At 44.3% G+C, this 24,342-nt stretch carries 18 protein-coding genes; 17 read left to right on the forward strand and 1 reads right to left on the reverse strand.

Annotated features, from left to right (window positions below; all coding sequences use genetic code 11):
• Window positions 1-1,148 precede the first annotated feature (1,148 nt).
• The 7 genes from acnA to EO92_RS04680 all read left to right on the forward strand — a co-directional run bounded on the left by acnA (window position 1,149) and on the right by EO92_RS04680 (window position 11,354).
• Window positions 1,149-3,956 carry an aconitate hydratase AcnA gene (gene acnA / locus EO92_RS04650; protein WP_048169667.1) on the forward strand — a complete coding sequence of 936 codons (2,808 nt, stop codon included), beginning with the start codon at window positions 1,149-1,151 and terminating at the stop codon, window positions 3,954-3,956.
• Window positions 3,957-4,372: 416 nt separating this feature from the next.
• Complete coding sequence (locus EO92_RS04655; protein WP_048169668.1) at window positions 4,373-5,440, forward strand: citrate/2-methylcitrate synthase; 1,068 nt, start codon at window positions 4,373-4,375, stop codon at window positions 5,438-5,440.
• Window positions 5,441-5,764: 324 nt separating this feature from the next.
• Window positions 5,765-7,030: a UbiD family decarboxylase gene (locus tag EO92_RS04660; RefSeq protein WP_048169669.1), complete on the forward strand. Its 1,266-nt coding sequence runs from the start codon at window positions 5,765-5,767 to the stop codon at window positions 7,028-7,030.
• A 260-nt stretch (window positions 7,031-7,290) separates the two neighbouring features.
• A complete protein-coding gene (locus tag EO92_RS04665; protein WP_048169672.1) occupies window positions 7,291-8,496 on the forward strand; it encodes an aconitase X in 1,206 nt (401 codons plus the stop codon).
• A complete protein-coding gene (locus EO92_RS04670; RefSeq protein ID WP_048169674.1) occupies window positions 8,483-8,914 on the forward strand; it encodes a DUF126 domain-containing protein in 432 nt (143 codons plus the stop codon). The genes EO92_RS04665 and EO92_RS04670 overlap by 14 nt, the downstream gene beginning before the upstream one ends.
• A gap of 131 nt (window positions 8,915-9,045) precedes the next feature.
• Window positions 9,046-10,164, forward strand: a complete 1,119-nt coding sequence (locus EO92_RS04675) for a site-2 protease family protein (protein WP_048169676.1) — start codon at window positions 9,046-9,048, stop codon at window positions 10,162-10,164.
• Between the two features lie 65 nt (window positions 10,165-10,229).
• Entirely contained in the window at window positions 10,230-11,354 is a 1,125-nt protein-coding gene (locus EO92_RS04680) for a TIGR04013 family B12-binding domain/radical SAM domain-containing protein (protein WP_048169678.1), read from the forward strand.
• 732 nt (window positions 11,355-12,086) lie between these two features.
• On the opposite strand, the gene glmM is transcribed toward EO92_RS04680, so the two are convergent.
• Complete coding sequence (gene glmM / locus EO92_RS04685) at window positions 12,087-13,433, reverse strand: phosphoglucosamine mutase (RefSeq protein WP_048169680.1); 1,347 nt, start codon at window positions 13,431-13,433, stop codon at window positions 12,087-12,089.
• Between the two features lie 296 nt (window positions 13,434-13,729).
• Between glmM and larE the strand changes: the two genes are divergently transcribed.
• The 10 genes from larE (at window position 13,730) to EO92_RS04730 (ending at window position 24,183) form a co-directional block, all read left to right on the forward strand.
• Window positions 13,730-14,575, forward strand: coding sequence for an ATP-dependent sacrificial sulfur transferase LarE (gene larE, locus EO92_RS04690; protein WP_048169810.1), 846 nt, complete (start codon window positions 13,730-13,732; stop codon window positions 14,573-14,575).
• A 74-nt stretch (window positions 14,576-14,649) separates the two neighbouring features.
• Entirely contained in the window at window positions 14,650-15,153 is a 504-nt protein-coding gene (locus EO92_RS04695; protein WP_235283187.1) for a GNAT family N-acetyltransferase, read from the forward strand.
• A gap of 51 nt (window positions 15,154-15,204) precedes the next feature.
• Window positions 15,205-15,753 carry a DUF531 domain-containing protein gene (locus tag EO92_RS04700; protein WP_082107943.1) on the forward strand — a complete coding sequence of 183 codons (549 nt, stop codon included), beginning with the start codon at window positions 15,205-15,207 and terminating at the stop codon, window positions 15,751-15,753.
• A 384-nt stretch (window positions 15,754-16,137) separates the two neighbouring features.
• A complete protein-coding gene (locus EO92_RS17510; protein ID WP_156161312.1) occupies window positions 16,138-16,296 on the forward strand; it encodes a hypothetical protein in 159 nt (52 codons plus the stop codon).
• Between the two features lie 42 nt (window positions 16,297-16,338).
• The gene (locus tag EO92_RS04705; protein ID WP_048169683.1) at window positions 16,339-17,520 is read left to right on the forward strand and encodes a cysteine desulfurase; all 1,182 of its coding nucleotides are present in this window, start codon (window positions 16,339-16,341) and stop codon (window positions 17,518-17,520) included.
• A 233-nt stretch (window positions 17,521-17,753) separates the two neighbouring features.
• On the forward strand, window positions 17,754-18,458 hold the full coding sequence (locus EO92_RS04710) for an RAD55 family ATPase (protein WP_048169685.1): 705 nt from the start codon (window positions 17,754-17,756) through the stop codon (window positions 18,456-18,458).
• Window positions 18,459-18,876: 418 nt separating this feature from the next.
• Window positions 18,877-20,553: a type II/IV secretion system ATPase subunit gene (locus EO92_RS04715; RefSeq protein WP_048169687.1), complete on the forward strand. Its 1,677-nt coding sequence runs from the start codon at window positions 18,877-18,879 to the stop codon at window positions 20,551-20,553.
• Window positions 20,554-20,563: 10 nt separating this feature from the next.
• The gene (locus EO92_RS04720; protein WP_048169816.1) at window positions 20,564-22,555 is read left to right on the forward strand and encodes a type II secretion system F family protein; all 1,992 of its coding nucleotides are present in this window, start codon (window positions 20,564-20,566) and stop codon (window positions 22,553-22,555) included.
• Window positions 22,556-22,573: 18 nt separating this feature from the next.
• Window positions 22,574-23,620, forward strand: coding sequence for a type IV pilin N-terminal domain-containing protein (locus EO92_RS16980; RefSeq protein ID WP_235283189.1), 1,047 nt, complete (start codon window positions 22,574-22,576; stop codon window positions 23,618-23,620).
• A gap of 110 nt (window positions 23,621-23,730) precedes the next feature.
• A complete protein-coding gene (locus tag EO92_RS04730; protein ID WP_048169690.1) occupies window positions 23,731-24,183 on the forward strand; it encodes a type IV pilin N-terminal domain-containing protein in 453 nt (150 codons plus the stop codon).
• Window positions 24,184-24,342: the final 159 nt, after the last annotated feature.

A 24,342-nucleotide genomic window follows, 5' to 3' on the forward strand; every position in this document is an offset into this window, starting at 1 on the left:
AGAATTATCTAACTTCTACCAAAACCGTTCATAACCGAAAGTGGTTTCAGTATCCTCTTTACCACATATATGGTTCGTAATTACATAAACAGGTTTCATGTAGGGGTTTAATATCTTTTTCTGTTCACATTGCCGCGAAACCTGAATTATCGTGCCGGAAGATTATGGAATATTGCAAACCCTGAACTGCCATACCTAACTGCTGATAGTAAAGAAACATCGTCTTGAGAAGAAAAAAGCAATATTAAAAAAGAATAAAACGAACTTTTTCCTTTAATCAAAGTTGCGCTGGCGCACCCCGCAGCAAGCTAGCGGGGTATTCGACTGATAATAAACAGCCCCTTTCCTTCTTTTTTTGAGGTATTTCCTTATAAAAGGCGCCCGTTCTTTTTTTGCGCCTCCAATTTTAAGGGTCCCCGTTCTTTTTCAGATTCATTTCCCTCTTCATCAGAGAATCAGGACGCTGTGGAAATTCGGAATCTGTTGACCAGCTCCTGAAAATACAGAACAGGCTATTTCAGGGATTTTGAAGAAACTTTTTAATATATCTCTGCCTGGATTTCAATCCCATTCCTGCCCATCTCACCCCTGCCCCTGCTACAACAGTATGAGGGGATACATAATTCCGGACCTTCAGATCCCAGAACCCTGATGGACAAGTTTTTGAAAGCTGAAACGGTCAATTATTATTATAGATGACAACATATAATATTGGATAGCATATAATTAAATTGGGAATTATTGAATAGCATATAAATAAATTGAGCATAATTCCAGGAAAAATAAGAAAAAAACTTGTCTTTAAAATATGTCTTTATAACTTGCCTTTTGTTCTGCACGTGCTTGAAAACGAAGGAACGCTGGAAAAGATATCCTGAATATATGAAAGATATCCTGAATATATGAAAGATATCCTGAATATATAATTGAAATAGAATGCCGAGAATCGGACATCAGGTGGGGGAAGGGGTGATAAACTTCCGGCCTCCAAAAACAGGAAGATAACAAGCCCGAAGGAATAAAATAGTCTCAGGGATAAAAGAGAGGAAGTTTCATCAGATAAAGAGTTAATGAGAGAACATTATTCACGATTATCTTTAATCCATAATTATCTTTACTTCATATTTTTGCCGGAGGTAGAAAATACAATGAGAGAAGGTCTGGACCCCTTTGGGGTAAGAGATAGCATCGAAACAACTGCCGGAAAAGCTACGATTTACAGATTGGGCAAACTGGAAGAAAAGGGCTTTGAAGGGATTTCCCTGCTCCCCTACTCTATACGGATCCTGCTGGAATCCCTGCTCCGGCATGCGGATACTGAAAAGCAGATAATAACTGCAGAAGATGTAGAGGCCCTTGCCCGCTGGAGCCCTGAAAATATAAACGAAAGGGACATTCCGTTTATTCCTTCAAGGGTAATCATGCAGGACTTTACAGGTGTTCCTGCGGTAGTTGACCTGGCAGCCCTCCGCTCGGCAATGGAGCGCCTTGGAGGAGACCCGGCTAAAATCAACCCTGTAATTCCTGCTGATCTGGTCATTGACCACTCGGTTCAGGTGGATTCCTATGGGACAGCATATGCCCTTAAGGAAAATGAGAAGAAAGAGTTTGAACGCAACGGGGAGCGTTATACCGTCCTCCGCTGGGCACAGAAAGCCTTTGACAATTTCAGGGTCGTGCCCCCCGGAAGAGGGATCATCCACCAGGTAAACCTTGAGTACCTGACCCCACTCGTGCACCTGAAAGAGAAGGAAGGAGAGTTATTTGCGTTCCCTGACACCCTTGTCGGGACTGACTCCCATACCACAATGATCAATGGGATAGGCGTGCTTGGCTGGGGAGTAGGCGGCATAGAAGCCGAAGCCGTAATGCTCGGGCAGCCTTACTATATGCCCGTTCCTGAAGTTGTGGGCTTCAAACTCTATGGAAAACCGGGACCCGGAGTTACCGCCACAGATCTCGTTCTTACGATCACCAAAATGTTAAGAAAGCACGGCGTAGTCGGCAAATTTGTCGAATTCTACGGGCCCGGCCTGGCTTCCTTAAGCCTCCCTGACAGGGCAACGATTTCAAATATGGCTCCGGAATACGGGGCAACTCTCGGGATTTTCCCGCCTGACGCGGAGACCTTAAATTACCTGAAGAGAACAGGCAGGAGCGACGAGCAGATTGACCTTGTGAAAAAGTACCTGGAAGCACAGGACCTTCTTTACTCTATCCACAAACCTGAACCTCTTTTCAGCAGCACTCTCGATCTTGATATGGGTACTGTAAAACCCTGCCTCGCAGGACCAAAACGCCCGCAGGACCAGCTCTTCCTGAACGAGGTCTCTGAAAATTTCCGTGAAACAATGAGACAGACCTTTATAAGAAAGAAGGAAGGAGGCGTTGAGCTTGCCAGAGACTCTGCCTATCTGCGCTGGCTGGGAGAAGGAGGAGCACCTGTAGAAGAATCCGAAGCATCCGGAATGGAAGAGGCAAAAAAGGTTGACTCCCATGAGAGAAACTTCAGGGTCACACATGGTTCCGTAGTGATCGCGTCTATTACTTCCTGTACCAATACCTCCAATCCATCGGTGCTCATAGGAGCCGGGCTGCTCGCAAAAAAGGCTGTTGAAAGGGGCCTGAAGGTTAAACCTTTTGTGAAAACAAGCCTGTCTCCGGGCTCAAGAGTGGCTACTGAGTACCTTGGAGCCGCAGGGCTTCTGCCTTATCTGGAGGCTCTGGGTTTCCACCAGGTCGGGTACGGCTGTACGACCTGTATAGGAAACAGCGGACCTCTGCCCGAACATGTTGCAAAGGAAATTGAAGAAAAAGACCTTACGGTTGCAGCCGTACTTAGCGGGAACAGGAACTTCGAAGGCAGGATCAACCCCCATGTAAAAGCAAACTACCTTGCCTCCCCTCCGCTTGTTGTTGCATATGCAATCGCAGGTACAGTGAACATAAACTTCGAAACTGATCCCCTTGCTTATGACCCGAACGGGCTCCCTGTTTATCTCAGGGACATCTGGCCTGGAAACGAAGAGATCAGGGAGACCGAAAAGACCAGCGTTAAGCCTTCGATGTTCAAAAAAGAGTACTCAGGTGTTCTGGAAGGCGCAAACCTCTGGAAAGAGCTGGATGTGCCTGAGGGTACCCTCTATGACTGGAGCCCGACATCCACCTACATTCAGGAACCGCCCTATTTTGTGGATTTCCCGCTTACTTTGCCTCTGCCGGAAGATATACAAAATGCCAGGGTTCTTGCTCTTTTCGGGGACAGCATCACTACAGACCACATCTCCCCTGCAGGAGATATCCCGGCAGACAGTCCGGCAGGCAGATACCTGATATCCTGGGGTGTGGATCGGAAAGATTTCAATTCCTACGGCTCGCGCCGGGGCAACCATGAAGTAATGATGCGCGGAACTTTCGCGAACATCCGGCTCAGGAACAGGCTTGTAAGCAGGGAAGGAGGCTGGACTGTCTCTCACCTCAAAGGGGAAGATTTCCCGCCTGAAGCCTGCGAGGGAATCCCGATCTATGATGCCGCTCTGCTTTATGCGGAAAACGATATCCCCCTGATTGTACTCGCAGGAAAAGAGTACGGGACAGGCAGTTCCCGCGACTGGGCAGCAAAAGGAACATTCCTCCTTGGGGTAAAGGCAGTTATTGCCGAGTCCTTTGAGCGCATCCACAGAAGCAACCTTGTGGGCATGGGAGTTCTTCCCCTGCAATTTAAAGACGGAGAAAACGCAGATACCCTTGGTCTCACAGGAAAGGAAAGCTACGATATCCTTGGCATTGAGAAAATGGAACCCCACGGAGAGCTTCTCGTAAGGGCAAAGGACGATAACGGAGGAGAAACAGAGTTCAAGGTAGCATTGAGGCTGGACTCTGCTGTGGAGATAGAGTACTACAGGAACGGCGGAATTTTGCATAAGTTCCTGCGGGATTCAGTGAAGAAAAAATAATAGGTCACTTATCCAGAATAGCACAAGAATATTTTTTTAAAAGGTTCCGCTGGCCTTAATAAGGTGTCTTCTTTTTTTCCGGAACCTTTCTTTTTATCCTTATTAGATACGGGGTTATTTTAGCTCAAATAGGTATTTTGAAGAGAGATACATTACGAAAAATATTAGACCCCATACTTAAAATAAGTGAAGAGATTGAGGAGGCAGGAGTTTTAACATAGGAAAATATATTTAAAACGATTTAAATTTACAATTTCAACAAATTTAATATACTTATTCGATGATAATACAATTGCATTGTCACCCTATTTTTGGACCCAAAAGGTCCTTCGTGTTAAATCTTTCACGTATAATCAGAGGATTCCCCAATTTCAAAGTTTTTTGAAAATCCTCGAGGCATAACTGTGAGGTAGAAAATGAGTAAAAATATATGTTTCATAGACGGGCTGGAGGGCGTTCTGAAATACAGGGAAGTAGACATCAACGAACTGGTCGAACTTCCTTATGATGCAGTTTCCTATCTGCTAATCCGGGGAGAGCTCCCTGGAGAACAGGAACTTGCCGAGTACTCAGCCCGCCTGCATGCGGAGCGTGAAATTAACAGGGAGGTAATGGACATTATCCGCATGTGCAATTTCAATATCGATGCTATGGAAGTGCTGCGCACAGTCATTTCTTTCATATCTCAATTCGACCCGAACCTGAATGACAGCTCTCCTGAAGGAAATATGAGAAAAGCCATACGGCTAATTGCCATAGTCCCAACCATTGTTGCTGCATATTATAGAGTGTCAAATGGAAAGGAACCTGTGCCCCCTGACCCCTCCCTCTCTCACGGAGCCAATTTCCTGTACATGATAAAAGGAAGCAAGCCAGACCCCCTGGAAGCTGAAGTCATGGAAAAAGACTTTATTCTCAGTGCCGAGCATGAGTTGAATGCTTCCACCTTCTCATCCAGAGTTACAGCTTCAACCCTGTCCGACCTCTATTCAGCAGTTGTTTCAGGGCTCTGCACACTTAAAGGTCCCCTTCATGGAGGAGCAAGGGCAGAGGTTATGAATATGCTTGAAGACGTTGCCAGCCCTGAAAATGCAGAGAAATTTGTCCTTGAGAAAATTGAAAAGAGAGAGAAAATAATGGGCTTCGGGCACAGAGTGTACAAGACATATGACCCCAGGGGCACAATATTCAAGCAGCTCTCAAGGAAACTGGCTGAATCCAAAGGGGATATGCACTGGTACGCGACAGCCGAAGCAATCGAAAATACTGTTGTCCGCGAGCTTGTGGAAAAAAGAGGGAAGCCAATTTATCCTAACGTTGATTTCTATTCCGGAGTCATCTATAAATATATGGAAATCCCCCCACAGCTTGCAACCTCGATCTTTGCAATAGGGAGAATCTCAGGCTGGATAGCCCATTGCTTTGACCAGTATGAGAAGAAAAAAATCATAAGGCCAAGAGCTTTCATGCTCGATGAATGTTAAAATCTTAGAAAAAACCTGGTTATGCCTGAAAACTGGCAGGAATGAAAGAGATAGAAGAGGCAGAAGAATAAGAGTCAGATCAGTAAAACGAGATCTGACAAATCAGAAATGAGAACCAGAAATAAAACTGGGTTTTCAGGCAAAACAGGTTCATAAACAGAATACTGATTCAAGAGAAAACAGGATTTTCAGCGGCAAAAGCCCTTTTTCGTCATATTTTAAGTATATTAAACCATTGATATCGGTAACAGGGCATGAAGCTATTAAGCCCTGGAACCGGATAATCTTTTTATCATCTGACAGCTTTTTGATATCCAGATACCCATGAGTTATAGAGATTTCATAGACCGGTTAAAAGAAAACGGGAAACTTGTAGAAGTTCCTCAGCCCGTTTCCCCGAGATTCGAAGCTTCAAGAATTGCAAAAAAAACAAAAGCTCCGGTTCTTTTCCACGACATTTCAGGCTCAAAGGTTATTATGAACCTTCTTGGGTCCAGGGACGAACTTGCTTCCATGCTAGGGGTTCCTAAAGAAGAAATTATAAGAAAGCTTGCGGAAGTTTCTCCGGAAGGCGAAGTACAGATAGTTTCGGAGTCTCCTACCCTTGAGGTCATAAAAAATGAGGTTGACCTCACAAAACTTCCTATCCTTACCCATTTTGAAAAAGACGGAGCCCCCTACATAACTGCAGGAATTATAGTTTCCGAATACGGAGACGTTATGAATGCTTCGATCCACCGCCTTATGCTTGTGGGAAAAGACAAACTAGCAGCCCGCCTTGTTCCCCCGAGGCATACCTACCTCCTGCACAAAAAAGCCATCGAAAAAGGCGAACCTCTGCCTGTTGCAATTGTTATCGGCTGCGACCCTACGATTATTTACGCAACCTCTACAAGGGTCCCTGTAGGAAAAGAATTTGAATATGCAGCCGCCCTGCGGGGAGCTCCGGTAGAACTTTTTGAGTGCTCAAACGGGATAAAAGTACCGCACTCCGAGATCGTGCTCGAAGGGTACATTGACCCTGTAGAAAAAGTTGATGAAGGCCCATTTGTGGACATTACCGGAACATACGATGTGGTAAGGAAAGAACCTGTAATCCGTATCACCCGCGTTATCCACAGAAAAGACCCGATCTATCATGGAATTCTGCCGGCTGGTCCCGAACACCTCCTGATGATGGGCGTGCCTTACGAGCCAAGGATATACAGGGCTGTAGGGGAAGTTACAACCGTCAAAAACGTGGTGTTGACAGAAGGAGGATGCTGTTACCTTCATGCAGTTGTGCAGATCGAAAAACAGACTGAAGGAGACGGGAAAAACGCTATTATGGCAGCCTTTGCAGCTCACACAAGCCTCAAGCATGTAGTGGTCGTGGATGAGGACATAAATATCTTTGACCCTAATGATGTCGAGTTTGCAATTGCTACAAGGGTAAAAGGGGATATGGATATTATGATTATTCCTAATGTCCGCGGAAGTTCCCTTGATCCCAGAGGAGCTCCTGATGGGACTACTACGAAAGTGGGAATCGATGCTACAAAGGTTCTTATTGAAAAAGAGAACTTCGAAAGGGCAGTGATTCCGGAATAATGATTGATATGGAGCTTTTAACAGGCAGGTAAACTTAAAAGGACTGCAGCCCGGGGTATAAAAAACCCCTCGCCTTGCCTTAATATTTTATACTCATCCTAATATTTTATACTCGTCTTAATATTCTGTACTTGCCTTAATGTATTATACTCGTTTCAATGTTCTTTATTTGCTTTAATAAATTATAAGTGCCATAATTATACCTGCCTCAATATTTTTCACCCTGCATTTACTATCTGGCAGCTAAAGAGGGAATTTTCATGTACCTTACAAAAGAAGAAGAACAAATCCTGAACGGAGAAGCAGGAGAGACTCTCAGGAAAGCAATTGAGATTCTTGTAGCTCTCGGGGACATTTATAGTGCTGACGGGTTGATCCCCATCAAAAGCGCCCAGATTGCAGGGGTCTCTTATAAAACTATAGGTGATGCCGGACTTGAATGGATCTCAGACCTTGAAGGACAGGTAAAGGTTCCCGCAATCCTGAACCCTGCTGGAATGGACCTGGAAAACTGGGAAAGGCTGAGAATTTCTCCTGAATTTGCAGAAAAGCAGAAGGCGATTATTCAGGCTTACAAAAAGCTTGGAATCCGCTGTGAATGTACCTGCACTCCTTATAACCTCGAAGGCTTTTCAGCAGGCTACGGCGACCACCTGGCGTGGAGTGAATCCTCAGCCATCTCTTATGCGAACTCCGTAATAGGAGCCCGGACAAACAGGGAAGGAGGACCATCCGCCCTTTCGGCAGCTCTTCTGGGAAAAACGGCAAACTATGGGCTCCATCTTGAGGAAAACCGCGTTCCTGAAGTCTCGATCAGGGTGGAGTGCCCGCTTAAAGAATCGGATTATGGAGCACTTGGATATGTAGCAGGCAAAATCATTGGGAACCGGGTACCTATTTTTCGTCTAAAGGATACTCCGGAAAAGGATGAACTTAAAGCCCTTGGAGCTGCAATGGCGGCATCCGGAGCAGTGGCTCTTTATCACGTGGAAGGAGTGACCCCTGAAGCCCAAAGGCTGGGCTTTGAAGAGCCGGAAGAAAAAATAATTATAGAGAGAAGCCAGCTGGATGAAGTTTATGAGAGCAGAGAAAGAGCTGGAAAAGAGCCGGACCTGATTACTATCGGCTGCCCTCACTGCTCTGCAGCCGAACTTAAGAAAGCGGCTGAACTCCTGAAAGGAAAAACCGTTTCAAAGGAAACCTGGATCTTTACCTCGCGGGAACTTGCAAAACGCTACCCCGACTATATCCGGACCATTGAAGAAAGTGGAGCTAAGGTTGTCTGCGATACCTGTATGGTAGTCTCTCCGGCAACCAACACCTACTCCTGCGTCATGGTGAATTCTGGAAAAGCCTTTGCCTACGTGCCCGGGATGTGCGGGGCTGAAAGTGTATACGGGAATATGGAAGCCTGCATCGAGGAGGCAACCGGAAGAAAGGAAAAAAAGGCAGGTGGTTCCTATTAAACTCAAAGGCCGGACAATTTCCAGGGGATGTGCAGAAGGGGAAGTTTTGCTTTCCAGAGACCCCATATCCTTCCTTGGCAGTGTGGACCCTAAAACAGGAATTGTTGTCGAAGAAAAACACTCTCTCGCAGGAAAATCAATCAAAGGGAAGGTCCTTGTTTTTCCCCATGGGAAGGGATCGACTGTTGGCTCCTATGTAATGTACCAGCTGAAGAAAAATGAGGCTGGGCCGGTAGCGATTATCAATCTGGAAACCGAACCGATTGTAGCGGTAGGAGCAATTATATCTGAAATTCCTTTAGTTGATATGCTGGAAAAAAACCCATACGAGTATTTAAACGATGGAGACATTGTCCGGGTAAACGGTAGTGAGGGATATATCGAATTTAGAAAACCTGAAGACAGTAAGAAAAAATAATGATGCAAAGTAAACATTAATGATGCAAATCAAACTTTAAACCTGCATACCGTGCCGTTTAAGCTTAAAACGTGAAAATTGCTTAAATGTAAACGCTAAAAACCTCAAGCTTCAAAGACGTGAAACTAAAAATGAAACAGGGACGAGAAGACCAGAGAAAAGGCAATGGTAAGTCAGAGACTGAAGAGATGATTTCACGCATATACCCTTCCATAATCAGGGTATTTGATGTATATGAAATCCAGAAGTCCGGAGAGATTTTCTATTTCTTCGGTACCCCTAAAACGGATGCCGAAAATGTAATGGGAGAACTCTGGGCTCCCCTCGAACAGCGAGGACTTGGAGGTACCCTGAAGTACGAGCTTGGGGAGCACGTTCTTATTGTCGCTCCTGTAAAGAAGACAAAGGAAAAAGTCTGGGTAAACCTCGTACTTTTCATAGCAACAGTGTTTACAACTATGCTCTGTGGGGCCTGGATGTTCGGGGTTGACCTCTGGAGCGATCCCTTGCAGGTTTTCCAGGGTTTGCCCTTCACCTTTGCAATAATGGCTGTTCTCGGCTCTCATGAGATGGCTCATTATGCAATGGCAAGGTACCATGGGATGAAAACGTCCCTCCCTTACTTTATTCCGTTTCCGACTTTCATAGGCACGATGGGAGCGGTAATCCGTTACAGGGGACCGATTCCTAACCGGAAAGTTCTCTTTGATGTTGGGATTGCAGGGCCTCTGGTAGGACTCCTGGTTTCGATTGCAGTCACCATAATAGGGCTAAACCTTAATGCGCCTACAGTCAAACCATTGCCCGATTCCCTGATGTTCGAGCTTGGACTCCCACCTCTTTTTGTAATGATCCAGAAGCTTGTCGGTGTTACAGGGAGCAACCTGCACCCCGTGGCTTTTGCAGGCTGGGTGGGGATGTTTGTAACCCTTCTAAATCTCCTTCCGGCAGGGCAGCTTGACGGAGGGCACGTGCTCAGGGCAATGCTCGGTAAAAAAGCGGATTGGGTCTCTTCGATGATGCCGCGTATCCTTTTCCTGATAGGATTTTATGTGGTTTACGGGTTAAAGGGAGACGGGTTTATCTGGATATTCTGGGCTCTCTTCCTATGGGCTTTTGCAGCGGCCGGGCATCCATCCCCTCTTCAGGATAAAGTGAAGCTGGATAAAAAACGTATCCTTATAGGAATAATTACCTTTATCCTTGGGCTGCTTTGCTTTACCCTTATTCCTTTTAACCCCATAACCTGAAAAGACTGGAAAACCTGAAGAGAACCGAAACCTGAAAAAAGCACTGAAAAAAGGAGAAAAAAATAATGGACGTGCATTTCCGGTATAGCAAAAAGAACTCTTACAGCTTTGCAGTTCTTTCACCTTTACTTCCTGAAGCCGGATTTACTGACATCCCCCTGAACGGGATCATGATCTATAGTTTAACCACGCGTCAGGCAGCGAAGATATTCAGTGAAGTTGAAAATGCAGGGACTGACTCAATCTTCATTGCAGGAGGGGCTCACCCTTCCGGATCCCCCGAAGAGACACTTGAGTATTTTGATTACGTGGTGATTGGCGAAGGTGAAGAAACGCTTCCGGAACTTGTAAAGGTTCTGAAGGAAGGGAGAGATCCGGGAGAGGTAAAGGGAATTGCTTACAAAAACTCAGATACCGGCAAGGTCATCAGAACTCCTGAAAGACCGCATGTGAACCTGGATGCATATCCCTGTTTTGACCCGAAAAAACTTCGCTCCCCCATTGAAATCAGCCGCGGATGCCCCTGGGGCTGTAAGTACTGCCAGACTCCCAGGCTTTTTGGAAGGGAGGTAAGGCACAGGAGCATTGATTGCATCCTGAAGAATGCACAGCACTATAAAGACCTCCGTTTCATAGCTTCAAATGCTTTCGCTTACGGAAGCGATGGAGTTCACCCGAGGTTCGATAAGGTAGAAAAACTGCTCTCTGCCCTGCATGAACTTCCCGATAAGAAAATCTTTTTCGGAACTTTCCCCTCCGAGGTCCGCCCTGAGTTCGTGACCGAAGAATCTGCCGAACTTGTGAGAAAATACTGTGCAAACGACAGCCTTAGCCTTGGTGCTCAGTCCGGCAGTGACCGCGTCCTTAAAGAAATAAGGAGAGGGCATACAGTTGATGACACAATTTCAGCTGTTGAGTGCTGCCTGGAACATGAGATTATCCCGGCAGTTGATTTCATTTTCGGGCTTCCCACCGAAACCGAAGAAGATCAGGAAAAAAGCCTTGACCTCGTCAGCTGGATCTGCGGAAAAGGTGGGACTGTTAGGGCCCATTACCTGAGTCCACTTCCGGACACTCCGTACGCATCAGCAGTCCCCTCGAAAGTGAGCGACCATGTAAGGCGGGAGCTTGGAAAACTTGCCTATGGGGGAAAACTAACAGGTTACTGGGAAAAATACAGGAAGACCTGAAAGAAAACCTAAAAAAAGAAGGAGAAAAGGGTAAAGGAAAGCCGGCATTAATTCCGGTTCCGGCTTTTAAACCCCGATCCTGCGTTTTGATTTAACAGGCTGTTTTTGAATTTAATCGCACAAGGAGACCTTTGTTTTTGATCCTGTTACTTTACTGATTTCTTAGCTTTAATGGCTCGTATATTTTAAAGGATGTCTGTTGATCCCGTATTTAGTTCTCATTTTGAGATATGCTTATCGATCTTGTATTGTTGTGTCATTTATCTTAGCAGGTTATTTAGAACCTTCTGATACTTTTTTACGATTTAGGAGGCGTATGTTTTTCAGATTAGGAGGCTCTCATACTAACACATTTATGGCATGGAGATAAATTTTGTTTTTATTCCCATATGTAAGAAATGCCTCAATGTATTTATAATTTGTTGTTACTTATTTTACATTAATACATAATAAATAATAATAGGGCAAATGTAGATCATAAAAACAAAATATGTAGAAGTATGTTTTCCAGAAGAGCAATTTACAGAAATGAAGTTTATACAAAAGCTAATCACAAATCACTAATTCCACTAAATGGAAAACTAAAATTCTATTAGAAACTCATAACCAGTTCATCTTTTTTGGCTCCGGCTTCAGGTCAGAGACGGTAAAATTAAGAGGGGAAGATCAAGGCTCAATTCAACTTGAGCCTCGCCTGCATTCCGAAAAGATACTGATGGCTAAAATTACTTTTCAGGCCTTTTCTGCCTTTAAGACCATTTCCAGCCCTGCCTGCATTAATTCTTCTGCCCTCTCCTGCTTTTTTGCCTCGGCAAAGACCCGGAAAATTGGTTCGGTACCCGAAGGACGTATAAGGACCCAACCATCGTCATACCAGATCTTGACCCCATCAATGGTATCTGTTATGAGTCCCAGGTTTGAAGTTTCCTCCATAATTCTCCCCATAGTGCCCATAACATCCTTAGAAGGAGTTTTGGTCTTTGCATTGAAATACACAGGCACGCTTTTAGTTAACTCAGTAAACTTTTTCCCCCCGGCAAGGATCTCAAGGATTTTGGCACATGCCATTGCTCCATCCCGGCAGTATTGGTGTTTGGGGAAAATAAGGCCTCCATTGCCTTCTCCTCCGAAAACGGCACCTACGTCCATCATCTTTCGGGCAACATTGATTGAACCGACCGCGGTCCAGTGAAGTTCAACCCCTTCTTCCTTTGCGACATCAGCCATGCGCTGGGAAGAACTGACCGGAGTAACTATAGGTCCTTTTTCACGCTCAAGCATATATTTCGCCATCATGGCAAGCAGAACTTCTTCATTTACGAATTCCCCGTTTTCATCCATAAAGACGATTCTGTCCGCATCCCCGTCATGCGCTGCCCCGAAGGCTGCACCTGTCTTTTTAACAAGGTCCGAAAGTTCAGTCAGGACTTCAGGCGTGGGTTCGGGATTTCTCCATGGAAAAGTCCCGTCAGGTTGAGCCCCAAGAGTAAGTACCTCACAGCCAAGTTCCCTGAGCAGGAAAGGAAGAGTAAGGGAACCTGCCCCGCAGCCCATATCCACAACTACCTTAAATTTCCGGCTGCGTATGGTTTCGGCATCAACTGCACGGATTATACTTTTTATATAATAATCATTAACTGAAGGATCAGCCCTGAAATTTCCCGTTTTTTCCCAGGAGACCGTTGAGAATTTGCCTGAAAAATAAATTTTTTCAATTTCCCTTTCCCCGTCCCTCGGGAACTCTGAGCCGTCTCCTGCAATCAGCTTGATTCCATTGTATTCCCTGGGGTTGTGAGATGCCGTAATAACGATCCCGGCATCAGCATAGTCGCGCACATAGTATTGAATGGAGGGGGTAGGGACAATCCCGACATCAATCACACTCAGGCCTGTTGCAAGAGCTCCGGCAATTGCTGCAGATTTCAGCATCTGGCCCGAAATCCGGGTATCGCAACCTATTGCAACCGTACCTTTTGAGCCCATGTATGTTCCAAGACTTTTGGCTAAATTGACTGCCAGTTCAGGGGTTACATATTCATTGGCAATACCACGCACACCATTAGTTCCGAATAATTCCATCTAAGATCTCCATCTTATCATTTACGTCAAAATTATACTATTATAAGGAAATTAGGTTCTAATTAGATTTATTATTGTAACCAGAGCCCTGATAGGAAAACAAAGTTTCGGTACAGAGAGATTGAAGCATTTTTGAAGTAAAGCAAGCAGCTTTTGAAATGGTGTCATTTCAAGATATCTAACTCAGGAAAAAACACCGATTAAGCACACCATATCCCTTTACTATGGCTGCCGTAAGGCAACTGGCTATTGGGCTGGAAAATACATATATCTTATTAGCTGAAAACTCGTTATTAATGGACATTGCAAAGATTGAGATGATAAGAGAGGCTATAAGAGCCAGAGAAAGTGCAGTCATTGCATTTTCAGGGGGAGTGGACAGTTCAACTCTTGCAGCCCTTGCATTTGAGGTACTTGGGGAAAAAGCCCTTGCCGTAACTATAGATTCTCCACTTTTTCCCAGGCAGCAGCTCGAAACAGCTTCCCAGACAGCCTGTGAAATAGGCATCCAGCATAAAATCCTCCCGTTCTCCCTTACCAGCGTGCCCTATTTTTCCGCAAATACAATTAACAGGTGCTACTTCTGTAAAAAAGCCCTTCTTGAAACTCTGGTGGAGTTCGCGGAGAAAGCCGGATATAATGTCGTGCTTGAAGGGACAAATGCTTCTGAAATAAAAGGGGAAAACCGTCCTGGGTACAGAGCAATTGAGGAAGCAGGTGAAAAAATTTTGTCCCCCTTTGTGGAGTTTAACATTACAAAAGAAGAGATAAGGGAGATTGCCACGAATCTCTCCCTTTCCGCAGCCAACAGACCGTCTGCAGCTTGCCTTGCCACACGTATTGCTTACGGACAACCTATTACCACCGAAGCTCTTGAGAAAATAGAAAAAGCCGAAGATTATCTTTTATCTCTGGGTTTCACACAATTCAGGGTAAGGATGCATTCCAACCTTGCCAGGATAGAGGTTACTGGCAAGGAGTTTGAGGACGCATTCCGCAAAAAAGAAAAAATATCCAGGCATCTTAAAGCTCTTGGTTTTGACTATGTAACCCTCGACCTTGAGGGCTTCCGTTCAGGGAGTATGGATGAACCTCACATACGGAAAAAAACAGAAGAAAAAGAAGAAACAGAAGGAGAATGAAACAGAAAGAGAATGAAACAGAAAGAGAATGAGCTCAAAAAAGAATAAAATATCGAACTATACAGATTGACCAGATGAGCCTGATTGACCATAAAAAGAATGCCTGCGGAAGAAATATGACAGAAATTTTAATCCGAAAAGCCGAAAAAAAAGACCTGCTTGCAATCCAGAGGCTCCTATCCACTTATTTTCTGGATATGGAAGGACTTGAGCCCGAGGACTTTGTGCTGGCTGAAAAAGAAGGAAAAGTGATCGGATGTGCTGCCCTTATCAGGGACACGTCAAATGAGAAGACTTTTCTGGAGCTCCACTCCATTGCCGTGCATCCAAACCTTCGGGGAAAAGGAATCGGAACCAGGCTTATGGAGTACCTGATAAATACTATTGATTTCCCGGAGTCTCCTGGAACCTCTGCCTGTGAATTATATGTACGGACGACTGCTCCGGGCTTTTTTGAAAAGCTTGGTTTTATAAAACTGCAGGATGCAGAAAAATTACTTCTCTGGGAAGACTGCAGAAAGTGCGAGCATTTTGAGAAGTGTGCACAGCACGCCATGAGGTATTTTCGAGTTTCCTGAAGAAACAGACCTGATAAAGGTTAACGAAACATTATTTTACAAAAAAGCACAATGAAGCAGCTTATGCTCACCCTTGGAATCGTCAATACCTACGACAAGATCAAAGTTCTCGATGCGCATTACCGGGCAATTGCCAGAGCCGCACCAATCTGCCATGCTTTTGGGTTCCACCTTGCCCTTTATGATTTCCCGTTCAAAATGACCGCAGAAGAGCTGGTCGCGTTCGTAATGGAAAAAACCACTATAGGAGAATCGGGAAGTTATCTCAGGGTCCTTTACGAAAAAAACCACCTTTCGGTGTCCGATCTTCCAAAGAAAGGCTTTCCGTCTCACTTTGGAGAGATAGTTATTACCACTTCAAAGCCAGACCCAAAAAAACAGGTTATGCCGGTAAGAATCGCTGAAGAAGCGTTACGCAACCGTTCATTTCTATTTCTTGTGGGCCTCGGGCATAAGGGACTTCCAAAGGAACTCTTAGAGAGAGGGAAATACCATCTTGATATTACCTCTAAAGGACTTTCCCTTGAGACGTGCACTGCAATAGGGGCTATACCTGCCCATCTCTCAGGGCTAATGGAAAACCTGGAAACAAAGAAGTAATCTTTGGGTTTAAATTCCGGAGTAGGGGGGGATAAAAATCATCGCTGGAGCAGCCGCTCTGAAATTTGAGTGATCTAAAAAAAAATTTCAAAGCAATCTAAAAAAATTCCGGAATAGATATATATTACGAATTACAATTAATAGTATGTTGTGGGTAAGAACGACACTTGCTGCGCTGCCGTGGGGTTTAGAGCCGAAAGAACTGGAATTCTAACCTGCATTAAAAGGGCTGATATTCAGAAGCGCGGAGCTTGAATCCATTCTGGAGGGGTTTTTATTCAGGAATACTGGAAGATTTACCTTAACCTGGAAGCTTGCATCCGGAAGGAACAAAATTTTAGCCCTGAGATAAGCGCAAGCATTGAAGAGACAGGAGGAAAATTTATGAGTGAAACGAATCAAGAAGACAGTAAGAGAAGTGAATATAGATACAAAAACCATAAAAACGGTTACCACACTGTAGTAAAAGGCTGTACAGATAGCCTTGACTCAGATGAATTAGACCTTTACCGCTTTATGATAGGCGGCGTGCAGGGTAAATAACCTGCATAAGCTTTTTTTAGTTCTCATTCCTAGAAAAGAAGCATGTACGATGTATATGCGGTCCGTGAAGATTTTCCTGTTTTAAAAGAAGTTGTGTACCTGGACAGCACAGCGACTACGCAGACCCCGATACCTGCAGTTGAAGCCATGGTTGAATACTTTTACAGGTATGCAGGCAACCACGGGAGAGGAGCGCACCGCCTTGCCAGGGAGACCACAAATCACTATGAAGATGCACGGGAGACTGTTGCCCGTTTTCTGAATGCAGATCCTTCAAAGACCGTGTTTACGAAAAATACAACCGAAGGGGTCAACCTTGTTGCAACCAGTTATCCCTGGGAGGCAGGAGACCACATCATTACAACCATGCTCGAGCACCATTCAAACCTCCTGCCCTGGCTGCGCCTGCAGAAGAAAGGGGTAAACGTAACAGTTGTAAGCCCGGACCGCAAAGGCATAATTGATCCTCAGATGATAGAAAATGCCCTCACTGACAGGACAAAACTCATCGCTGTAACTCAGGTCTCAAACGTTTTCGGCTCTATTCAGAATGTTAACAGGATTACGAAAATTGCCCGCAGAAACGGGGTAAAAACACTTATTGACGGCGCCCAGTCTGCAGGACATATGCCAGTGGATCTAAAAGAACTTGACTGTGACTTTTTTGCAACCGCAGGACACAAAGGGCTGCTTGGCCCTCAGGGAACTGGCGTACTCTATATAAGACAACCTGATGTGCTGGAAAGCGCCTCAGTAGGAGGAGGTACGGTTTCGGACGTCAGCGGGCTTTCATACACACTTGAGCCGTCTCCTGCCTGTTTTGAAGCCGGCACTCCGAATATTCCAGGGGTTATCGGGCTTGGGAGAGCAGTGGAGTATGTGGAAAAAATAGGGGTTTCCGAGATTGAAAAGCATGAAGAGAAACTTTCCGGGGAAGCTGCAAAGAGGCTCTCGGAACTCGAGCACGTGGAGGTTTACGGGCCTGAAAACCGGGCAGGGATTGTGCCTTTTAATGTGAAAGGGCTTCATGCTCACGATGTTGCCCTGATCCTTGACCAGACAAGAAAAATTTGCGTCCGCAGTGGACACCACTGTGCAATCCCGATTACCCGCTTCCTCGAAGTTGACAGCACTGTAAGAGCCTCCTTTGCACTCTACAACACAGAAGAAGAAGTAGATATACTTGTAAATGCAGTCAACGCGCTCAAAGCCCTTGTATCCTGAAAAAGACCTGTATCCTGAAAAAAGGTTTCTTCTGAAAGTGTATCTGAAAACCGCATCCTGAAAACCGCATCCTGAAAACTTCATCAGGCATTTAAGTAGAAGATACGCTACATTCTGGCGTATGTTCCTTAATTTTAAGAGATTGTTTTTAATACAGGTACTGGAGAATATCAGTACATAATACGAAATATAAATAAGTTGCTTTAACCTAACTATTTTCAGGAGCAAGATAAATGGAACGAATAACGAGCGGAATAGAGTGCCTTAATTCACTCCTTGGAGGGGGCTATCCCAGGGGAAAAGGCATCCTTATCACAGGACCTACGGGTTCGGGAAAGACGATAATGGGTACACATTTCCTGTACAGCAACTGCTCCGCAGGAAAGAGGGGGCTTTTGATCCTTACAAGAGCACTTCTGGAAGATATTATCCTTCAGTCAAAATCGCTGGGAATGGACCTTGAACCTTTTATTGATTCCGGGTTGCTCGTGGTAGAAGATGTATTTCAAAGCAGGATTCAGGAGACACTCTTTTCTTCCCGCCTGGGAAAAGGGCTTGAAGTAGCAGAAAAAGACCGGGTTGGGAGGGTCAAAGATCTAGCTGAAAATGTAGACATTGTGGTCCTGGACAGCCTTGGAGCTCTTACCAAAACACGTAATTGTGTGGGTAATGAAGCCCTCAGTAAGTTTGATGCCATCTACAGCATCCTGGCAAAACATGGTTGCACATCTCTTTTTCTCATGGACGACCGCGCCCATAACCAGCATCAGGGTTTTGCAGATTATCTTGTGTTCGGAAAAATAGAACTGAAAATAAAAGAAGAAACTGCAAACGGAAAACTATCACATATGCTTTCAGTTACAAAAATGAGGGGTACGGATCTCTCCGGCGAAAAGCTCTTCTTTGGGCTTACTCCTTCAGGGATAAAAGGCAAATAAGTTTTTGAGAACTATTTAAAGAGCTGAAAACCTTTTCTCAAAAAATCTTTTTTCTTGAATTTTTAGCCTTTGTGAAAGAGCTATGACAGTTGACGAGTTCACATCAGATATTACAATCCTGCAAGATCTAATTTTATAATTATTTTCGGACTCTGTGAGTATAGGATTTTAACCTTCTCCCAAATTGCCCCTATTTTAAAGTAATCCGGTGCCTTAATAAAAAAGTTTATTATTTACATTCTAAATAAATATATCTGTAAATTGCCCAAATATCTAAAAAAATGGGCTAAAAGAGGAAAAAATAGATTTATATAGATTAATCAAACGAGGTAAATTTAGAAAGATATAGGGCATAATAGGAAGATTTTATAAGATGTTGAGTCATACATAGCATAAGGAGAAATCTGAAGGCGAGAGTATGGATGAAGTAATAGAAATCTCGGAAAAGAAAAGTTTTATTTCGGGGTTGTTCGGGAAAACAGGCGATAGTAACTCCATCTCAGAGATATTAAAAAGGGCTAAAAGTCATTTTGATAAGCCTTTGAGAAGCATGCCGACGTACGACCAGGAAAAAGACGGACCTCTTGTAGTGTTTGAAGTGCCTGAAGAATTTAAGGAAATAGAAAGGTACTGGCTTCAAGAACCTTATGCTCTGGTATCGATTCTGGAAGACCGTAAAACAAGATACTACAGGCTGGTTGAACCTGCCCTCACAAAGTATGAAAAAGATCTGCTCGAAAGACTTTACGAGGATTTTCAGGACATTCTGGTTTTGAACCCTACAACCTCTAAAATAGAAAAAGACGCGCTCCTTGTGGACAAAACCCTTTTCCTTCTTGAACGTTATAAAGCTGAAATTTCAGCCTCAACCATTCACAGGATAATGTATTACCTCAGAAGAAACTTGCTTGGTTATGAAAAAATAAATCCTTTTCTTTATGATCCTTATATAGAAGACATATCATGTGACGGTGTCGGAGTTCCGCTCTATATTTATCATACAAGATATCTCAATATTGAAAGTAATATTTCTTTTGAAGAGGAAGAGCTTGACTCCCTTGTAATCAAGATGTGCCAGCTGAATAACAAGCACATCTCTGTCAGCCAGCCAATCGTTGATGCAACAATCCATGATGGGTCAAGGCTTCAGGCTATGTTAGGGAGAGAAATCACTCCCCGCGGCAGTTCGTTTACTATCCGTAAGTTCAGAAAAGATCCGATAACGCCTATCGACCTGCTCGGCTTTAAGACGTGCGATATGGAAATGCTGGTATACCTCTGGCTGGTCATTGAAAACGGCTACAATATGCTTTTTGCAGGAGGGACGGCTTCAGGAAAAACCTCAATGCTTAACGCCACGTCCCTTTTCATGCCTTCCACAGCCAAGATAGTCTCTATAGAGGATACAAGGGAACTCTTACTCTACCACAACAACTGGGTCTCGGGTATTTCAAGGGAAAGCTTTGCCGCAGATGCTACGGGGGAAGTTTCCATGTACGACCTTTTAAGAGCTTCCCTGAGACAGCGTCCGGATTTCATCATTGTGGGTGAAGTCAGAGGCAGTGAAGCTCTTACTCTGTTCCAGGCAATGTCAACAGGGCATGCAACAAGCTCGACAATGCACGCAGGAGATGTGCAGACTGTTATAAACAGGCTTACCCACGAACCCATAAATGTGCCTCAGATTATGCTGCAGTCACTTGATGTGCTCTGTATCCAGGAACAGGTGTACATAGAAGATAAAAGGGTAAGGAGAACAAGGAGCCTTGTCGAAGTCCTTAACGTTGACACTGAGACAGGAGACCTTGGCATAAACGAGCTTTTCAACTGGGAACCTTCTGAAGACTGCTTCCTGAAAGTTGGGGACTCCTATCTTATGCAGGACATCATGCACGTAAGAGGATGGGATACAGGCCAGTTGAGAAACGAGATCGAGAGTCGGAGAAAGATCCTTACCTACCTGTATGAGAAAAATATGAGGAGTTACATCCAGGTATCTCTTGTAGTGCAGGCATATCAGAGTTATCCGAAAATGGTCATGGAAGGTATAGAAAACGACACCCTGCAAGGTATGATACAGGATATGGTTGCTTAAGAGGGGGAACATGACTTACACTTCTGTGGACGAACTGGCATACAGAACTTTTGGGAACTTCTTTTACAAAAATAAGGAAAGCTTCCAGGAGCTCAAAGTAAAGATACGCCAATCCCATATTCCAATATCAGTGGACCAGTACCTGGCATCCGCCTTCATGTATTCGATATTTGCAGGCATAATCGGAGGAATCTTCGGATTATGGCTCGGGCTGAAAACCTTTGGGGACCCTATTTCTCGACTCAGCCTTTTTGTGGATTCTACAAGGGCAGGATTTGCAGAAGAGTACATTTATTTACTTGCGATTTTAGTCGCTCTTTTGGTATTTATTATAAGTTTTCTTACAGTCTTTGGTGTGGCATACATATATCCTTATTTTCAGGCAGATATCCGGAACGCCTGTATAGATAAGTCCATGCTGCCGGCGGTAACTTACATGTACGCCCTGACAAGGGGCGGAATGTCAATCTATGACGTTTTCAGGTCTCTGAGTAAGTATACCCATATATTTGGCACAAGTGCGGAAGAAATCTCCTACATTGTGCGGGATATGGACTACCTGGGAAAGGATTTTATAAGTGCCCTTAAGGAAGCAAAGGAACGCACCCCTTCGGACCGTTTCAAGGATTTTATTGACGGCTTGATCCTTGTTTCAAGCAGCGGGATCATAACCGAATACATAAAAAATAAGTCCGAGCAGTACCAGGATATGGCGGAACTGGCAAACCGTAACCTGTTAAAGAGGCTGGATGTCCTTGCAGAAGTCTATGTGACCGTGCTTGTCGCAGGCCCATTATTCATAATGACAACCCTTGTAGTGCTGCAGTTTTTCCGGCCGGCTTCAGCTCAGATCCTTTACATGCTTATTTACGTGATAATACCTCTTGCAAGTCTGCTCTTTGTGGTGCTCCTTGATACCGTGGGAGAACTCTCCATGAGCCCGGAAAAGTCCAGTACATCCGGTTTTACCATAAACCTTTCCGAGATTCCAGAGATCGACTCCGGGCTCAGCGTCGAAGAAGAGAAAGAAAGGAGTAAAAAATTCCAGTTATACAGAAAACTTTACAATATCAGAGACCTGGTGTTCAACCCTTACAGGACTATCCGGGAAGAACCCAGATACACATTTTTCTTTGGGGTTCCTTTTGGACTTTACTATCTTGCCCATCTGCCGGAGACGATTAAGGACAAACTAAGTTTTAACTTCCACTTTAATCCGAATTTTTCCCATATCAGCGACACCAGCATCCAGATAATCACCGGAATTGATGATTACATTATTATCTTTATTGTCATTGCCCTGATCCCCTTTATCATCTTTTATGAGATCCGGGCCTGGAGGATGCGTAAGATTGATGAGAGAATGCCTGATTTACTGAGGAACCTTTCAAGCATGAACGAATCGGGAATCTTGCTTTCAAATTCCTTAAAAATAATGGCCGAATCCAAGATGGGCATCCTTAGCAAAGAGCTTAAAAAATTGAAGGAAGACCTCGCCTGGGGAACTTCTACTTCAAGAGCCCTCATGAAGCTGGAAAACAGCATCCGGACCGCTACATCAACCAGGGTTCTCCATACTCTCATAAAAGCAAACGAATCTACAAGCGACCTTAAAAGTGTGCTATCCATTACCGCAGAACAGGTAAAGGGTGATGAGAGGCTGAAAAAAGAGCGCTCTTCAGAAATGGTGGTCTACGTTGTCACCATCTACGTAGCCTTTTTCGTCTTCCTTTTCATCGTTTACGTCCTGGCTGTGTACTTCTTCCCGGAAAGTGCATCATTCAAGAGTTCATCTCAGGGAATAGGGGGATACGGAGGGATAGGAAACGGCTACTTCAACATAGAAGAGTACACGATGCTCATGTACCACTCAGCTCTTGTCCAGGCTTTTGCTTCCGGGCTTATTGCCGGAAAGATGGGGCAGGGTTCAGTATACATGGGCCTGAAGTACAGTGTCAGTATGATGATAATTACCTACGCGGTCTTTACGTTCATGGTATAAAGGGAAAGGGGGATTTCGGTGCTTAACCGAACTGAAAAAAAGATAACATCTGACGAGCAGGCGGTTTCGGAAGTAATGGGGGTGGTCCTTCTCGTAGGCATAGTAGTAATCATGCTCAGCGTATTGGGTGTTTCTGTTTTTGCACAGGATGGGCCTGACGATGTCCCCCATACGAATGTACAGGAAATTATGGACATTTCCACTGACACGATCTACCTGAAACACAATGGAGGAGAACCCATAAGCACTGAGGATGCCGAGATAATAGTAAATATTAACGGCAGGAAGTATGAATACAACTCCTCACAAATTTACGAAAATCTGGGAAACAGCAGCGTCTGGAAAATTGGGGACACTATTGAAATCAATACGATGAGCACATGGACAGTTAACCTACAAAATAACGACCGGGTAGAGTTATTTCTGGTCGATACCCCATCAAATGAGTTGATCCAGAAAAGCAGACTTACTACAAGGTTTCAAAATGAGCCAAAATTCGCAATGACACTCACCCCGATGGGAGAAATAACGGATACATCCTCATCAGGAAAAAACAAAAAAGGATATGGAGAAAAATGGCAGGTTAATTCTAAAGATAGTAGTGCAGATGAATATAAAAAAGACAACGAAGACAAAAACTGCACATCTTATTATCCCCCGACATATGTGATTAACACCAGCATATATCAAGAATTCGAATTTGCAATCAAGCCCGCTGCCTATGGGATAAGACCAGGGGACACTTTCTGTAACGTGACTCTTACTATCGTTTATTATACACATGATAGCTCCGGAAAAGACAATAAAAATTGTGTTATCAAACTCAAATACTATGATACCTACGAGCATGGAAATGGAGAATGGGTATACTACGATGGAATTCTTCCAGCACATAATTCTGACTTCGCGCCCGAACATATCAACCTGACAGATCGCATCAATACCCGTGAAGACCTGGCTAATTTCAAAGTACGGATTGAAGCCTCAACAGAAGCAAATGAAAACGCAGAGAAAGAGTTAAACATCGATTACATGGGGTTATGGGTAGAAGAAGATAACATATAAAGTGAGTAAGATTCTTGATAGAATTTCGAGACCGGATTTAATCGGGGCTTTGAAAAAAGAGACTTATTACGATTTAAAAAAATTAAAAAATATGGGATGGTGGAATCGGCTTGTCAGATGTAAAAAAACTCATTGAAAACTCCAGTGCTGTTTCGGATGTCCTGGGGGAGGTGCTGATGACGACAATAGCAGTTATCCTTCTCAGTTCAATTGCCGTGTCCATTTTTTCATACGACGGCCCGGCTGATGTCCCCCACACTCAGGTGAAAGAATGGATGGATGCACAGGCCGATACAATCTACCTGGAACACAACGGAGGAGAGTTTCTCGATACTGAATCTCTTGAAATAGCGGTAAACATCAATGGGAGTCGGCATACTTACAACTCGTCCCAGATATATGCGAATCTGGGAAACCGGAGCATATGGGAGCTGGGAGACGAAATAGAGATTAACACATTGGGAGAATGGGGAGTCGACATCAAAGAAGGAGATGAAATAAATGTGTACCTTATCGATACTCCCTCAAAAGAAGTTATCCAGAATTTGCAGCTATCGCCCTGAGAAAAACTCAAAAAATGGGATGATGAGAGCCTTCCAAAGCATGATTCAATCGAGGCTTATTAAACCGACCTATCCACCTGTATAAATAACACCATGTCCCGGGCAATTTTCAAGATGAAGCTGGTGATTACAGGAACTGGAAATTCCGGAAATGACCTT

It is taken from the genome of Methanosarcina sp. 2.H.A.1B.4, assembly GCF_000979385.1.
Lineage (GTDB): Archaea > Halobacteriota > Methanosarcinia > Methanosarcinales > Methanosarcinaceae > Methanosarcina.

Excerpts from the sequence above, each read along its gene's own strand:
- acnA (WP_048169667.1), top strand. The coding sequence starts at position 1,149 with ATGAGAGAAGGTCTGGACCCCTTTGGGGTAAGAGATAGCATCGAAACA.
- EO92_RS04655 (WP_048169668.1), top strand. The coding sequence starts at position 4,373 with ATGAGTAAAAATATATGTTTCATAGACGGGCTGGAGGGCGTTCTGAAA.
- EO92_RS04660 (WP_048169669.1), top strand. The coding sequence starts at position 5,765 with ATGAGTTATAGAGATTTCATAGACCGGTTAAAAGAAAACGGGAAACTT.
- EO92_RS04665 (WP_048169672.1), top strand. The coding sequence starts at position 7,291 with ATGTACCTTACAAAAGAAGAAGAACAAATCCTGAACGGAGAAGCAGGA.
- EO92_RS04675 (WP_048169676.1), top strand. The coding sequence starts at position 9,046 with ATGAAACAGGGACGAGAAGACCAGAGAAAAGGCAATGGTAAGTCAGAG.
- EO92_RS04680 (WP_048169678.1), top strand. The coding sequence starts at position 10,230 with ATGGACGTGCATTTCCGGTATAGCAAAAAGAACTCTTACAGCTTTGCA.
- glmM (WP_048169680.1), bottom strand. The coding sequence starts at position 13,433 with ATGGAATTATTCGGAACTAATGGTGTGCGTGGTATTGCCAATGAATAT.
- larE (WP_048169810.1), top strand. The coding sequence starts at position 13,730 with ATGGACATTGCAAAGATTGAGATGATAAGAGAGGCTATAAGAGCCAGA.
- EO92_RS04695 (WP_235283187.1), top strand. The coding sequence starts at position 14,650 with ATGAGCCTGATTGACCATAAAAAGAATGCCTGCGGAAGAAATATGACA.
- EO92_RS04700 (WP_082107943.1), top strand. The coding sequence starts at position 15,205 with ATGAAGCAGCTTATGCTCACCCTTGGAATCGTCAATACCTACGACAAG.
- EO92_RS17510 (WP_156161312.1), top strand. The coding sequence starts at position 16,138 with ATGAGTGAAACGAATCAAGAAGACAGTAAGAGAAGTGAATATAGATAC.
- EO92_RS04705 (WP_048169683.1), top strand. The coding sequence starts at position 16,339 with ATGTACGATGTATATGCGGTCCGTGAAGATTTTCCTGTTTTAAAAGAA.
- EO92_RS04710 (WP_048169685.1), top strand. The coding sequence starts at position 17,754 with ATGGAACGAATAACGAGCGGAATAGAGTGCCTTAATTCACTCCTTGGA.
- EO92_RS04715 (WP_048169687.1), top strand. The coding sequence starts at position 18,877 with ATGGATGAAGTAATAGAAATCTCGGAAAAGAAAAGTTTTATTTCGGGG.
- EO92_RS04720 (WP_048169816.1), top strand. The coding sequence starts at position 20,564 with ATGACTTACACTTCTGTGGACGAACTGGCATACAGAACTTTTGGGAAC.